General features: G+C 64.3%; 11 protein-coding genes. 4 read left to right on the top strand and 7 right to left on the bottom strand.

Annotation, left to right across the window (positions count from 1 at the left end; all coding sequences use genetic code 11):
* The first annotated feature begins 37 nt into the window (after nucleotides 1–37).
* From CR917_RS05220 to CR917_RS05210, 3 genes are read left to right on the top strand one after another with little or no spacing between them, the layout of a single operon-like run.
* Complete coding sequence (locus CR917_RS05220) at nucleotides 38–955, top strand: putative 2-dehydropantoate 2-reductase (protein ID WP_043862081.1); 918 nt, start codon at nucleotides 38–40, stop codon at nucleotides 953–955.
* Between the two features lie 46 nt (nucleotides 956–1,001).
* Nucleotides 1,002–3,038 carry an ATP-binding protein gene (locus tag CR917_RS05215; protein ID WP_054914831.1) on the top strand — a complete coding sequence of 679 codons (2,037 nt, stop codon included), beginning with the start codon at nucleotides 1,002–1,004 and terminating at the stop codon, nucleotides 3,036–3,038.
* A gap of 2 nt (nucleotides 3,039–3,040) precedes the next feature.
* A complete protein-coding gene (locus tag CR917_RS05210) occupies nucleotides 3,041–3,601 on the top strand; it encodes a cob(I)yrinic acid a,c-diamide adenosyltransferase (protein WP_043862079.1) in 561 nt (186 codons plus the stop codon).
* 78 nt (nucleotides 3,602–3,679) lie between these two features.
* Here the strand turns inward: CR917_RS05210 and CR917_RS05205 are convergent, their stop codons facing one another.
* The 4 genes from CR917_RS05205 to secA all read right to left on the bottom strand — a co-directional run bounded on the left by CR917_RS05205 (nucleotide 3,680) and on the right by secA (nucleotide 9,432).
* Nucleotides 3,680–4,624: a Nudix family hydrolase gene (locus tag CR917_RS05205; RefSeq protein ID WP_043862078.1), complete on the bottom strand. Its 945-nt coding sequence runs from the start codon at nucleotides 4,622–4,624 to the stop codon at nucleotides 3,680–3,682.
* Nucleotides 4,621–5,253, bottom strand: coding sequence for a glutathione S-transferase (locus CR917_RS05200; RefSeq protein WP_088515537.1), 633 nt, complete (start codon nucleotides 5,251–5,253; stop codon nucleotides 4,621–4,623). Before CR917_RS05200 ends, CR917_RS05205 begins: the two co-directional genes overlap by 4 nt.
* A gap of 101 nt (nucleotides 5,254–5,354) precedes the next feature.
* Nucleotides 5,355–6,572: a bifunctional glutamate N-acetyltransferase/amino-acid acetyltransferase ArgJ gene (argJ, locus tag CR917_RS05195; RefSeq protein ID WP_078479527.1), complete on the bottom strand. Its 1,218-nt coding sequence runs from the start codon at nucleotides 6,570–6,572 to the stop codon at nucleotides 5,355–5,357.
* 124 nt (nucleotides 6,573–6,696) lie between these two features.
* The gene (gene secA, locus CR917_RS05190; RefSeq protein WP_054914834.1) at nucleotides 6,697–9,432 is read right to left on the bottom strand and encodes a preprotein translocase subunit SecA; all 2,736 of its coding nucleotides are present in this window, start codon (nucleotides 9,430–9,432) and stop codon (nucleotides 6,697–6,699) included.
* A gap of 263 nt (nucleotides 9,433–9,695) precedes the next feature.
* Between secA and CR917_RS05185 the strand changes: the two genes are divergently transcribed.
* A complete protein-coding gene (locus CR917_RS05185; protein ID WP_054914835.1) occupies nucleotides 9,696–10,145 on the top strand; it encodes a DUF721 domain-containing protein in 450 nt (149 codons plus the stop codon).
* Nucleotides 10,146–10,244: 99 nt separating this feature from the next.
* Here the strand turns inward: CR917_RS05185 and lpxC are convergent, their stop codons facing one another.
* The 3 genes from lpxC to ftsA form a co-directional block, all read right to left on the bottom strand.
* On the bottom strand, nucleotides 10,245–11,156 hold the full coding sequence (gene lpxC / locus CR917_RS05180) for a UDP-3-O-acyl-N-acetylglucosamine deacetylase (protein ID WP_043862073.1): 912 nt from the start codon (nucleotides 11,154–11,156) through the stop codon (nucleotides 10,245–10,247).
* Nucleotides 11,157–11,268: 112 nt separating this feature from the next.
* Complete coding sequence (gene ftsZ, locus CR917_RS05175) at nucleotides 11,269–12,459, bottom strand: cell division protein FtsZ (protein ID WP_043862072.1); 1,191 nt, start codon at nucleotides 12,457–12,459, stop codon at nucleotides 11,269–11,271.
* A 56-nt stretch (nucleotides 12,460–12,515) separates the two neighbouring features.
* Nucleotides 12,516–13,769 carry a cell division protein FtsA gene (ftsA, locus tag CR917_RS05170; protein WP_043862071.1) on the bottom strand — a complete coding sequence of 418 codons (1,254 nt, stop codon included), beginning with the start codon at nucleotides 13,767–13,769 and terminating at the stop codon, nucleotides 12,516–12,518.
* Nucleotides 13,770–13,772 lie beyond the last annotated feature (3 nt).

Genomic DNA, 13,772 nt, shown 5'->3' with positions numbered 1-13,772 from the left:
TAAAATGCGGGTTCATTATAACGGTTGCGAAACGCAGATGAGCAGCACCTGGCATATTCTCGGCGCCGGCAGCCTGGGCAGCCTCTGGGCCTGCCGCCTGGCACAGGCCGGCAAGGCGGTCCGCCTGATCCTGCGCGACCCTGCGCGCCTGCACGCCTACGAGGCGGCGGGCGGCCTGAGCCTGGTACACAACGGCCAGGCGCAGCGCCACGCGATCCCCGCCGAAACCGCCGATGCAGGCACGCCTATCCACCGGCTGCTGGTGGCCTGCAAGGCCTACGACGCGCCCGCGGCAGTGGCGCAGCTGGCGCCGCGACTGGCGCGCAATGCCGAGCTGGTGCTGCTGCAGAACGGCCTGGGCAGCCAGGACGAAGTCGCCAGCCAGGTCCCCCACGCACGCTGCATCTTCGCCTCCAGCACCGAGGGCGCGTTTCGCGAAGCCGACTGGCAGGTGAACTTTGCCGGGCATGGCTTCAACTGGCTGGGCGACCCGGCCAACCCGCTGCCGCCCGATTGGCTCGACGACCTGACCGACGCCGGCATCCCGCACCAGTGGACCCCGGACATCCTCACCCGGCTATGGCGCAAGCTGGCGCTCAACTGCGCCATCAACCCACTGACCGTGCTGCATGCGTGCCGCAACGGCGGCCTGGCCGAGCATCACTGCGAGGTGGCCACGCTGTGCGCGGAGCTGGCCGAGCTGCTGCAGCACTGCGGCCAGCCCGAAGCCGCCACCGACCTGCAGGTCGAGGTCGAACGGGTCATCCAGGCCACGGCGGCGAACTACTCTTCCATGTACCAGGACGTGCGCCAGGGCCGACGCACCGAGATCCACTACCTGCTCGGCCACGCCTGCCGCGTTGCCGCCCGCCACGGCCGCCATCTGGCGCACCTTGAACGGCTGCACCGGCGCCTGGTCGAACACCTGAACGCACGCGGGTTGCCCAGCGACTGAGGGCAACGCTACCCTGCCTCTCCACCCACAGGATCACGCCGTCACCATGCCCTTGCGCGAACGCCTGGAAAACCTGCCGGTCGGCCAGAAGCTGCTGGCCGCCCTGCTGGTGCTGCTGATCACCATTCTGCTGGTGGCCAACCTGACCTTCATCAGCGCCGCCTACTGGATCTCCCAGGAGGCCATGGCGCCCCAGGCCCTGCAGACCATCGGCCGCCTGGTATCGCACCCGGAGCTGGCACAGCGCGCCGCCGACTCGCCAGAGGCGGCCAACGACCTGCTCAAGGAACTGGACAGCTACACCCCGCTGCGCGCCGCCGCGCTGTATGGCAGCGACGGCAAGCTGCTGGCGCAGTTGCAGCACGGCGAACCCCTGGCTGTGCCCAAGCGCTACCGCAACATCGAGAGCTGGCGCCTGACCGAGTTTCGCAGCACCCAGCTGGTAACCCTGCCGCGCCCCGGCAACCCGCCCGGGCATCTGCTGCTGGTGGCCAGCAGCGAGCTGCCGATGGCCTTCTATACCGGCACACTGACCGCCAGCCTGGGCATCCTGGTGTTCAGCATCCTGCTATGGATGCTGATTGCGCGGCAGATCAAGCGCCTGATCACCCAGCCGATCTACCAGCTCGAACAGCTCTCGCGCCAGGTGACCCGCGAAGAGAACTATGCCCTGCGCGCGCGCCCCGGCAACCGCGACGAAATCGGCAGCCTGGCCGAGGCGTTCAACACCATGCTGTCGCGCATCGAAGCCCGCGAACAGCAGCTCAAGCGCGCCCGCGATGAATTCCAGACCGCCTATGACCAGGCCCAGGGCCTGGCCGAGGAAACCCGTCACACCAACCGCAAGCTGGAACTCGAAGTACAGGTGCGCAGCAAGATCGAGCGCAAGCTCACCGGCTTTCAGAACTACCTCAACAGCATCATCGACTCCATGCCCTCGGCACTGATCGCCCTGGACGAACAGCTCTACGTGACCCAGTGGAACCAGGAGGCCAGCGCGCTTTCCGGCACGCCGCTGGACGAGGCGCTGAACCAGCCGATCTTCCTCGCGTTCGAGCCGCTCAAGCCGTTCCTGCCGCAGCTCAAGGAAAGCGTCGAGAAGCACCGCGTGGCCAAGATCGAGCGGGTCACCTGGACCAGGGGCGACGATGCGCGCCACTACGCCCTGACCTTCTACCCGCTGATGGGCGGTGGCGGGCGCGGCGTGGTGATTCGCATCGACGACATCACCCAGCGCCTGTCGCTCGAAGAGATGATGGTGCAGTCGGAGAAGATGCTCTCGGTCGGTGGCCTGGCTGCTGGCATGGCCCACGAGATCAACAACCCGCTGGGGGCGATCCTGCACAACGTGCAGAACATCCGTCGACGCCTGTCCCCCGACCTGCCGAAGAACCTGGAGCAGGCCAGCGAAACCGGCATCGACCTGGGTACGGTCAACCAGTACCTGGAAAACCGCCAGGTACCCCAGCTGCTCGATGGCATCCAGCAGGCCGGCGCACGGGCGGCCAAGATCGTCACCCACATGCTCAGCTTCAGCCGCCGCAGCAACCGCCAGATGGCACCGTGCGACCTGCCGGCATTGATCGACCAGGCGGTGGAGATCGCCGGCAACGACTTCGACCTGACCGAAGGCTTCGACTTCAAGGGCCAGGCCATCGTGCGCCAGTTCGACCCGGCCCTGGGCCCGGTGCCCGGCACCGCCAACGAGCTGGAACAGGTGCTGCTCAACCTGCTCAAGAACGCCGCCCAGGCGATTCACCAGCGCGAAGACGACAGCGAACCGGGGCGTATCATCCTGCGTACCCGGCTCAACCCGCCGTGGGCCGAGATCCAGGTCGAAGACAACGGCGTGGGCATGCCCGAGGCGGTGCGCAAGCGCACCTTCGAGCCGTTCTTCACCACCAAGGAAATCGGCCAGGGCACTGGCCTGGGCCTGTCGGTGTCGTATTTCATCATCACCAACAACCACAAGGGCCAGATGGAGGTGCAGTCGGCGCCAGGTCAGGGCACGTGCTTCACCTTGCGCCTGCCGTTGAGCAACCTGCCGATGCCACCCCCCGGCCCGCCAACGATGGAGTCATGAGCATGGGTTTTCGCTTGTCGAAGATTTACACCCGCACCGGCGACAAGGGCGAAACCGGCCTGGGCGACGGCCGTCGCGTCGCCAAGGACCATCCGCGCATCGAGGCCATCGGCGAGGTGGACACGCTCAACAGCCAGCTGGGCGTGTTGCTGGCAGGCCTGGCCGAGCAACACCTGGACGAGGTGGTCGAAGTGCTGGCGCCGTGTCAGCATCGGCTGTTCGACCTGGGTGGTGAGCTGGCGATGCCCAGTTACCAGGCCTTGAACGAGGCCGAGGTGCAGCGCCTGGAAGCGGCGATCGACCACTGGAACGAAGAGCTGGGGCCTCTGGAGAACTTCATTCTGCCGGGCGGTTCAGCGCTGATTGCCCAGGCGCATGTATGCCGCAGCCTGGCCCGCAGTGCGGAGCGGCGGTGTCAGCAGTTGAATGCGGCAGAGCCGCTGGCGGGGGTGGGGCTGGCGTACATCAATCGGCTGTCGGACTTGCTGTTCGTGGCGGCGCGGGTGATTGCGCGGCGCCAGGGGGTGGCGGAGGTGTTGTGGCAGGCTGCGGCCAGGCCATGACGCCGCTTCGCCGGCAAGGCCGGCTCCTACAAAGGTCAGCGCCGTCTGTAGGAGCCGGCCTTGCCGGCGAGGCTTCACTCAGGCCTCAGGCCAGAACGCCCGAATCCCGGCCACGCCTTGGGCGCCGAACTGCCAGGCCCGCTCGCAATCAGCCGGCCCCACGCCACCCAGCACATACACCGGCCGGTTGAAGCCTTCGATCAGCTCGCTGGCCTGCTCCCAGCCCAACGGTACCGCCTCGGGATGTGTCTGGGTCGCCTGCACCGGCGACAGGGTGACGAAATCCACCCCCATCTGCTCGGCCAGCGCCAGTTCTTCGGCGTTGTGACACGACGCGGCCAGCCAGCGCTCCCTGGGGAACGGTCGGCCCTTGGGCGCATATTTGCGCAACTGCTCGGCCGTAAGGTGCCACCCTGCCGCCGGGAAATCGCCCAGCCACTCCAGCGGCCCCTTGAGCATCAACTGCGCCTTGCCGGCACACAGCCCCACCGCATCCACCGCCACATCGCGGTACTTGGGGTCGTAGCCGTTGGGCGCACGCAACTGCACCAGCTTGATCCCGCCGGCAATCGCCTTCTGGATGCCGCGCAGCAACTGCGGGGCTTCCAGTTCGCCCGGGGTGATCAGGTAGTGGCCAGGCAACCGCGCGGCCGCCACGATGGGCTGGTTGGCTTCAGGGAAGTCGTATTGCGGCAGTTCGCGTGGCGACACCCAGGCCAGTGGCTGGCCTTCGGCGCCATGGGGCTCGCCGGTAAAGCCGTCGACCTCCCACACGTCCAGCAGCACCTGCTTGTCGGGGTAGTCGTGACGCACCTTGATCAAAGGCCGTGCACGGGTCACGACGATGCCCAGTTCCTCGTGCAGCTCGCGGGCCAGGGCGATCTCGACCGCCTCCCCCGCCTCCACCTTGCCGCCGGGAAACTCCCACAGGCCGCCCTGGTGCTGGCTGTCGGCACGGCGCGCAATCAGGATGCGCCCGTCGGTGCCACGGATCACCGCAGCGGCAACATGCACCCGCTTCACGACGCACGCTCCGCCAGCGCAGCCTGCTGCCAGGCCTGGAAGGCCGGCCACTGGTAGATGGCCTCGACGTAGGCGGCGGCTGCCGCTGGCAGTTCGACACGGTAGCTGCGCAGGCGCACCGCCACCGGGGCGAAGAAGGCGTCGGCCAGGCTCAGTTCGCCGAACAGGTACGGGCCCGGGGTCTTGGCCACCAGGCGGCACTCGGACCACAGGGCGACGATGCGGTCGATGTCGATCTGCACCTCGAGTGGAATGCTCTCAAGGGCCTGATCGTGGTCCAGATTCATCGGCATGGTGCTGCGCAGGGCGAAGAAGCCACTGTGCATCTGCGCACAGGCCGAACGCGCCTGGGCCCGGGCAGCGATGTCGCTGGGCCACAGGTTGGCTTCAGGGTGGCGCTCGGCCAGGTACTCGGCGATTGCCAGCGAATCGGCGATGGTGCCGTGTTCGGACTTGAGCAGGGGCACCTTGCCGGTGGCGGAGTGCGCCAGGATGCGCTGGCGGGTATCGGGCTGGTTGAGGGTGATCAGCAGTTCGGTGTAGGGCACCCTGGCCAGTTCGAGGGCCAGGGCGGCGCGCAGCGACCAGGAGGAATACAGCTTGTCGCCGATGATCAGTTGGTAGCTCATGGGTGGGCTCCATCGGGATGTGCGGGGGCCTATTGCGGGTCAAGCCCGCTCCCACAGGGTTACTGCAATCCTTGAGGGAGCGGGCTTGACCCGCAATACGGTCAGGTACGGTATTCGGCGTTGATCTTCACATACTCATGGGACAGGTCGGTGGTCCAGATCGTCTCGCTGCAGTCGCCACGCCCCAGGTCGATGCGGATGGTGATCTCTTCCTGGGCCATCACGGCCGAGCCCTGGGCCTCGGTGTAGGTGGCGTTGCGGCCGCCTTTGCTGGCGATGCACACATCGTCCAGGTACACGTCGATCAGGCTCACGTCCAGGTTCGGCACGCCAGCACGGCCCACAGCTGCCAGGATCCGGCCCCAGTTCGGGTCGGAGGCGAACAGCGCGGTCTTGATCAGCGGCGAATGCGCCACGGCATAGCCGACGTCCAGGCATTCCTGATGATTGCCACCACCGTTGACCTGAACGGTCACGAACTTGGTCGCGCCTTCACCGTCACGCACGATGGCCTGGGCCACTTCCATGCACACCTCGAACACCGCCTTTTTCAGCGCGTCGAACAGCGGGCCGCGGGCTTCGGTCACTTCAGCCACGTCGGCCTTGCCGGTGGCGATCAGCATGCAGCAATCGTTGGTCGAGGTATCGCCGTCGATGGTGATGCGGTTGAACGACTTGTTGGCGCCGTCCAGCAGCAGGTCCTTGAGCACGGCCGGCGCCACCTTGGCGTCGGTGGCGATGTAGCCGAGCATGGTCGCCATGTTCGGGCGGATCATCCCGGCGCCCTTGCTGATGCCGGTCACGGTGATGGTCACGCCGTCATGCTGGAACTGGCGGCTGGCCCCCTTGGGCAGGGTGTCGGTGGTCATGATGCCGGTGGCGGCCTCGGCCCAGTTGTTTTCCGACAGGTCGTCCAGGGCGGCCTGCAGCGCGCCTTCGATCTTCTCGACCGGCAGTGGCTCACCGATCACACCGGTGGAGAACGGCAGCACCGCATCGGCGTCGACACCCGCAAGCTCGGCCAGCCTGGCGCAGGTGCGCTCGGCAGCGGCCAGGCCGGGGGCGCCGGTACCGGCGTTGGCGTTGCCGGTGTTGGTCAGCAGGTAACGCACACTGCCCTGCACGCGCTGCTTGGCCAGGATCACCGGGGCAGCGCAGAACGCATTGAGGGTGAACACGCCGGCAACGCTGGAGCCTTCGGCGCAGCGCATTACCACAACGTCCTTGCGCCCGGGGCGCTTGATGCCCGCAGAGGCAATACCGAGTTCAAAACCTGGAACCGGGTGCAACGTTGGCAAAGGACCAAGACCGACAGCCATGAAAGCGCTCCTAGAAAAAAGGCGCCGGCTCGAGATACCGGCGCTTGAGATGGAACAACGCCGCGACGGTTGGGCCCGTCGCGGCGCGGTGTTCAGATATCAGCAGGGGGCAACGGCGGTGCGATCAGTCGATCTTGCCGTGGCACTGCTTGAACTTCTTGCCCGAACCGCACCAGCAGGGTTCGTTGCGGCCCAGCTTCTGCTCGTTGCGCACCGGCGCTGCGGCCACGGCGACGTCGGCGCCCTCCTCAAGCAGCTCGCCCGCTTCCAGGCCAGGGGCCTCGGCGTGCTGGAACTGCATGCGCTGGGCCAGCTCTTCGGCTTCGCGGCGCAGGCGTGCTTCCTCTTCGATCGGGTCTTCGCGGCGAACCTGAACGTGCGAGAGCACGCGGATGGTGTCGCGCTTGATCGAGTCCAGCAGTTCCTGGAACAGGGCAAACGACTCGCGCTTGTATTCCTGCTTCGGGTTCTTCTGGGCGTAGCCACGCAGGTGGATACCGTGGCGCAGGTGATCCATGGTCGACAGGTGGTCTTTCCACAGGTCGTCGATCACACGCAGCAGGATCTGCTTCTCGAAGGTACGCAGGGCATCGGCGCTGGCCTGCTCTTCCTTCTCGTTGTAGGCCGCCATCAGCTCGGCCATCAACTTCTCGCGCAGGGTCTCTTCGTACAGGTGGTCGTCTTCGTCCAGCCACTGCTGGATCGGCAGCTTGACCCCGAAATCGCTGGCCAGTGCCGCTTCCAGGCCCGGCACGTCCCACTGCTCGGGCAGCGACTGTGGCGGGATGTGCTGGGCCACGGTGGCATCGAGCACTTCCTGGCGGAACTCGGCGATGGTGTCGCCGATGTTGGTCGCCGCCAGCAGGCTGTTGCGCATGTGGTAGATGACCTTACGCTGCTCGTTGGCCACGTCGTCGAATTCGAGCAGTTGCTTGCGGATGTCGAAGTTGCGACCTTCGACCTTGCGCTGGGCCTTCTCGATGGCGTTGGTGACCATGCGGTGCTCGATGGCCTCGCCGGACTGCATGCCCAGGGCCTTCATGAAGTTCTTGACCCGGTCGGAGGCGAAGATGCGCATCAGGCTGTCTTCCAGCGACAGGTAGAAGCGGCTCGAGCCCGGGTCGCCCTGACGGCCGGAACGGCCACGCAGCTGGTTGTCGATACGGCGCGATTCGTGGCGCTCGGAGGCGATCACGTGCAGACCACCGGACTCGATCACCTGCTGGTGACGCTTCTGCCAGTCGGCCTTGACCTGGGCAACCTGCTCGGGCGTCGGGTTGTCCATGGCAGCCACTTCGACTTCCCAGTTGCCGCCCAGCAGGATGTCGGTACCACGACCGGCCATGTTGGTGGCGATGGTCAGTGCACCCGGGCGACCGGCCTGGGCGATGATCTCGGCTTCCTTCTCGTGGAACTTGGCGTTCAGGACCTTGTGATCGATGCCTTCCTTGATCAGCAGGTTGGACATGTGCTCGGAGGTTTCGATGGTGGCGGTACCCACCAGCACCGGACGCCCGGAAGCCATGCTCTCCTTGATGTCGGCGATGATCGCGGTGTACTTCTCTTCGGCGGTCAGGTAGACCAGGTCGTTGAAGTCCTTGCGCGCCAGCGGCTTGTTCGGCGGGATCACCATCACGTTGAGCTGGTAGATCTGGGCGAATTCGAACGCTTCGGTGTCAGCGGTACCGGTCATGCCGGACAGCTTGTTGTACAGGCGGAAGTAGTTCTGGAACGTGGTCGAGGCCAGGGTCTGGCTCTCGGGCTGGATGTTCAGGTTTTCCTTGGCCTCGATGGCCTGGTGCAGGCCCTCGGACAGGCGACGGCCCGGCATGGTGCGGCCGGTGTGCTCGTCGATCAGCAGGATCTGGCCGTCCTGCACGATGTACTCGACGTTGCGGTGGAACAGCTTGTGGGCACGCAGGCCGGCATACACGTGGGTCAGCAGGCCCAGGTTGTGCGCCGAGTAGAGGCTCTCGCCCTCGGCCAGCATGCCGACCTGGGTGAGCATCTCTTCGATGTACTGGTGGCCGGCTTCGTTGAGTTCGACCTGGCGGGTCTTCTCGTCGATGCTGTAGTGGCCTTCCTGGGTGACCTGGCCTTCGACCTCTTCGATGTGCTGCTTGAGCTGCGGGATCAGCTTGTTGATCTCGATGTACAGCTTGGAGCTGTCTTCGGCCTGGCCGGAGATGATCAGCGGGGTACGGGCTTCGTCGATCAGGATGGAGTCGACTTCGTCGATCACGGCGAAATTCAGCTCGCGCTGGAATTTCTCTTCCATGCTGAACGCCATGTTGTCGCGCAGGTAGTCGAAACCGAATTCGTTGTTGGTGCCGTAGGTGATGTCGGCGGCATAGGCGATGCGCTTTTCTTCCGGCGGCTGGAACGGGGTGACCACACCCACGGTGAGGCCCAGGTATTCATACAGAGGGCGCATCCAGTTGGCGTCGCGGCGGGCCAGGTAGTCGTTGACCGTGACCACGTGCACGCCCTTGCCGGACAGCGCGTTGAGGTACACGCCCAGGGTCGCCACCAGGGTCTTGCCTTCACCGGTACGCATCTCTGCGATCATGCCCTCGTGCAAGGTCATGCCACCGATCAGCTGTACATCGAAGTGACGCATGCCCATGACCCGCTTGCCGGCCTCGCGCGCAACGGCGAAGGCTTCGGGCAACAGTTGGTCAAGGGTCTCGCCTTTGGCCAGGCGCTCTTTGAACGCTGCGGTCTTGGCCCGCAACTGCTCGTCCGTCAGGGCGACCATCTGCTCTTCGAAGGCATTGACGATCTGTACCGTCTTGAGCATGCGTTTGACTTCACGCTCGTTCTTGCTTCCAAAAAGTTTTTTTAACAAAGGCGCAAACATATTGGCAGGATCTTCCACACGTAGGGATGGAGGGCGGCCCCGTGAGTCGCCCGTGCAGCCCTTATGGCCGCATGCGAACGAGCATTCTACCCGGAAACGATGGTGAGGAAAGTGGCGGATTTCCACGATGCTGGCACAGCGCTTTTTGACGGGGCTTTTTTACAATAAGGCCTTTTTCGCCAACTTCAACCCATCGTCACATGAAGAATTACCGGCGGGGCGATCTGTTAAGATGGCGCCACTGTACTTTTCGGACCCTGCCCATGGCTTTTCGCCCCCTGCCCGCCCGTGCACCCGCCGTGCTTTTGCGTGAAGCGCGACCGCTCAAGGCCCTGTTCAGCCAGGCCCAGCGCCTGGCCCAGCTGCAGCGCCTGGTGGAGAGCCAGTTGCAGCCGGCAGCGCGTGAGCATTGCCATGTGGCCTCGTGGCGCGAGGGTACGCTGCTGCTGATCGTCACCGACGGGCACTGGGCCACGCGCCTGCGTTACCAGCAGAAACGCCTGCTGCGCCAGTTGCAGATGATGGAGGCCTTCAGCAGCCTGACCCGCATCAATTTCAGGGTGCAGCCGGTGGCCGGTGTGGCACCCGCGGCGGGGCACCCGATGGACATCTCGACACGTTCGGCGCAGAACATCCACGCTACGGCCGAAGGGATCACCGACCCCAAGCTCAAGGCGGCGCTGGAGCGCCTGGCCAGGCACGGCAAGGGATAGACGAGCGCACAGCGCTCGCAAACCTGCGACTGCGCTGCAATAAAAAAGGGCCACCCGAAGGCAGCCCCAAAAAATAACTAAAGAAGAGAGAGTTCGTACTTACACTGCCGCAACCGGACGCATGTAAGAGATCGGTGCCGTGCTGGCATCTTCGAACGTCACCACTTCCCACGCATCGGTTTCCTCGATCAGCTTGCGCAGCAGCTGATTGTTCAGCGCGTGTCCGGACTTGTAGCCCTTGAACTCGCCGATCAGGCTGTTGCCCAGCAGGTAGAGGTCGCCAATCGCATCGAGGATCTTGTGCTTGACGAATTCGTCTTCGTAGCGAAGGCCGTCTTCGTTGAGCACGCCATCCTTGTCCACGACGATGGCGTTTTCCACGCTGCCGCCGAGGGCGAGGTTGTGCTTGCGCAGGTACTCGATGTCACTCATGAACCCGAAGGTACGGGCGCGGCTGACTTCCTTCACGAACGAGGTGCTGGAAAAGTCCACGCTGGCACTCTGGGTCCGGTTGTGGAACACCGGGTGGTCGAAATCGATCTCGAAACTCACCTTGAACCCTTCGAAAGGCAGGAAAGTGGCGCGCTTGTCGCCGTCTTCCACTGTCACTTCACGCAGGATGCGGATGAACTTCTTGGCTGCGTCCTGTTCTTCCAGGCCGGCAGATTGAATCAGGAATACAAAGGGCCCGGCGCTGCCGTCCATAATTGGCACTTCGGACGCGGAGAGCTCGACGTAGGCGTTATCGATGCCCAGGCCAGCCATGGCCGAGAGCAGGTGCTCTACCGTGTCTACCTTGGTATCGCCATTGACCAGTGTCGTGGACATGGTCGTCTCGCCGACATTTTCCGCACGGGCAGGGATCTGCACCACAGGGTCGAGGTCGGCACGGCAAAATACGATGCCGGTATCCACAGGGGCGGGCTTGAGGGTCAGGTAAACCTTTTCCCCGGAGTGCAGGCCGACACCTGTGGCACGGATGATATTTTTCAGGGTGCGTTGTTTAATCATGGCATTGGCCGCTTCAGCGCAAATTGCGAACTGGTATCAACAAAGGCTGAGGATAATAGCAGACCCGGCCTTTGCTGAACACCAATCACCTTCATAGCCCTGATAAATTCCATTAATCGGCCTGACGACGCAGGAAAGCCGGGATATCCAGATAATCCAGGTCGTCCTGCGGGTTCAGCTTCTGTGCCGCAGCGGCCCCGGCGTGAGCCTGGTTGCGCATGACGGTCGGACGCTCCAGATCGCGGTAGTTGACCGAAGGTTGCTCCGGACGGGCCGGTGCAGGGGCTGGGGTCTGTACAGCGGACGCTTGCAGGGTGTTGTCGATGACCTTGACCGGTTTCTCGATCTTGGCACCCAGGCCGGTGGCTACCACGGTGACGTGCAGCTCGTCGCGCATGTCCGGGTCGATGACGGTACCGACCTTGACCATGGCGTGGTCGGAGGCGAATGCCTCGATGATGCTGCCCACATCGGAGTATTCACCCAGCGACAGGTCAGGACCTGCGGTGATGTTCACCAGGATGCCGCGGGCGCCCTGCAGGTTGACGTCTTCGAGCAGCGGGTTGCGGATGGCCGCCTCGGTCGCTTCACGCGCACGGTTCGGACCGCTGGCGCAGCCGGTACCCATCATGGCCATGCCCATCTCGCTCATCACGGTACGCACGTCGGCGAAGTCGACGTTGATCATGCCCGGACGCTTGATGATGTCGGAGATACCGCGAACGGCACCGGCGAGCACGTCGTCAGCCTTGGCGAAGGCCGACAGCAGGCTGGCATCCTTGCCCAGGATGGTCAGCAGCTTCTCGTTCGGAATGGTGATCAGCGAATCGACGCTATCGGCCAGGGCACGGATGCCCTCGTCGGCGATCTGCATGCGCTTGCGACCTTCGAACGGGAACGGACGGGTCACCACCGCAACGGTGAGGATGCCCATTTCCTTGGCCACTTCGGCGATGATCGGAGCAGCACCGGTACCGGTACCGCCGCCCATGCCGGTGGTGATGAACACCATGTTGGTGCCTTGCAGCACTTCGGCGATGCGCTCACGGTCTTCCAGCGCGGCCTGACGACCGACTTCCGGATTGGCACCTGCACCCAGGCCCTTGGTCACGCCGGTACCCAGTTGCAGGATGGTGCGCGCGCCGATGTTTTTCAGCGCTTGAGCATCGGTGTTGGCGCAGATGAATTCGACGCCTTCGATGTTGCTCTTGACCATGTGATTGACGGCGTTGCCACCGCCGCCACCGACGCCGATCACTTTGATGACCGGGCTTTGCGGGACGTTGTCTACGAGCTCGAACATTTTCCCTCTCCTTTCAGTTCTCTAGTTTTTTGCGCCTACTACTACTGCTTTGAAACTTAAAAGTTGCCCTGGACCCAGCGCTTGAGTCGCTCAAGCACCGGGGCCTTCGGTTCATCGCCATAGCTGTTGCTGCTGATACCGGTCAGGGTCACGCCTTCGGACTGCTTCTGCAGGCCATAGGTCAGAAGGCCCACGCCGGTGGAATAGATGGGGTTGCGCACCACGTCGCTCAGGCCCCGCACGGTGTAAGGCACGCCCAGGCGTACCGGCATGTGGAAAATCTCTTCGGCCAGTTCCACCGCGCCTTCCATCTTGGCGGTACCGCCAGTGAGCACGATGCCGGCCGGCACCAGGTCTTCGTAGCCACTGCGACGCAGTTCGGCCTGGATCAGGGTGAACAGTTCGTCGTAGCGTGGCTCGACCACTTCGGCCAGGGCCTGGCGCGACAGTTCGCGCGGCGGACGATCACCCACGCTCGGCACCTTGATGGTTTCGCCGGCACCGGCCAGTTTGGCCAGGGCACAGGCGTAGCGGATCTTGATCTCTTCGGCGTACTGGGTGGGGGTACGCAGCGCCATGGCGATGTCGTTGGTCACCTGGTCGCCGGCAATCGGAATCACCGCCGTGTGGCGGATGGCGCCCTCGGTGAAGATCGCGATGTCGGTGGTACCGCCACCGATGTCCACCAGGCACACGCCCAGCTCTTTTTCGTCATCGGTCAGCACCGAGTAGGCCGAGGCCAGTTGCTCGAGGATGATGTCGTCGATTTCAAGGCCGCAGCGGCGCACGCATTTTTCGATGTTCTGTGCTGCATTGACCGCACAGGTGACCACGTGCACCTTGGCTTCCAGGCGCACGCCGGACATGCCCAGCGGCTCGCGCACGCCTTCCTGGTTGTCGATCACGTAGTCCTGCGGCAGGGTGTGCAGCACCCGCTGGTCGGCCGGGATGGCCACGGCCTGGGCCGCGTCCAGCACCCGCTCCAGGTCCGCCGCGCTGACTTCGCGATCGCGGATGGCGACGATACCGTGGGAGTTCAGGCTGCGGATGTGATTGCCCGCCACGCCAACGAACGCCGAGTGAATCCGGCAGCCAGCCATCAGCTGGGCCTCTTCGACGGCGCGCTGGATCGACTGCACGGTGGATTCGATATTGACCACCACGCCCTTCTTCAGCCCGCGCGATGGATGGGTGCCGATACCGACGATTTCCAGGGTGCCATCGGCGGCCACTTCGCCCACCAGTGCAACCACCTTGGACGTACCGATATCCAGCCCGACGATCATTTTGCCGCTATGCGCATTTGCCATGGG

This window comes from Pseudomonas sp. BRM28 (genome assembly GCF_002939405.1).
In the GTDB taxonomy this organism is placed as follows: domain Bacteria; phylum Pseudomonadota; class Gammaproteobacteria; order Pseudomonadales; family Pseudomonadaceae; genus Aquipseudomonas; species Aquipseudomonas palmensis.
This window is presented reverse-complemented; position numbering and strand designations above follow the sequence as displayed.

Bases quoted from the DNA above. Each gene is read 5' to 3' on its own strand.
- CR917_RS05220 (WP_043862081.1), top strand. From the start codon at position 38: ATGAGCAGCACCTGGCATATTCTCGGCGCCGGCAGCCTGGGCAGCCTC.
- CR917_RS05185 (WP_054914835.1), top strand. From the start codon at position 9,696: ATGGCTTTTCGCCCCCTGCCCGCCCGTGCACCCGCCGTGCTTTTGCGT.
- lpxC (WP_043862073.1), bottom strand. From the start codon at position 11,156: ATGATTAAACAACGCACCCTGAAAAATATCATCCGTGCCACAGGTGTC.
- ftsA (WP_043862071.1), bottom strand. From the start codon at position 13,769: ATGGCAAATGCGCATAGCGGCAAAATGATCGTCGGGCTGGATATCGGT.
- secA (WP_054914834.1), bottom strand. From the start codon at position 9,432: ATGTTTGCGCCTTTGTTAAAAAAACTTTTTGGAAGCAAGAACGAGCGT.
- argJ (WP_078479527.1), bottom strand. From the start codon at position 6,572: ATGGCTGTCGGTCTTGGTCCTTTGCCAACGTTGCACCCGGTTCCAGGT.
- ftsZ (WP_043862072.1), bottom strand. From the start codon at position 12,459: ATGTTCGAGCTCGTAGACAACGTCCCGCAAAGCCCGGTCATCAAAGTG.
- CR917_RS05215 (WP_054914831.1), top strand. From the start codon at position 1,002: ATGCCCTTGCGCGAACGCCTGGAAAACCTGCCGGTCGGCCAGAAGCTG.
- CR917_RS05210 (WP_043862079.1), top strand. From the start codon at position 3,041: ATGGGTTTTCGCTTGTCGAAGATTTACACCCGCACCGGCGACAAGGGC.
- CR917_RS05200 (WP_088515537.1), bottom strand. From the start codon at position 5,253: ATGAGCTACCAACTGATCATCGGCGACAAGCTGTATTCCTCCTGGTCG.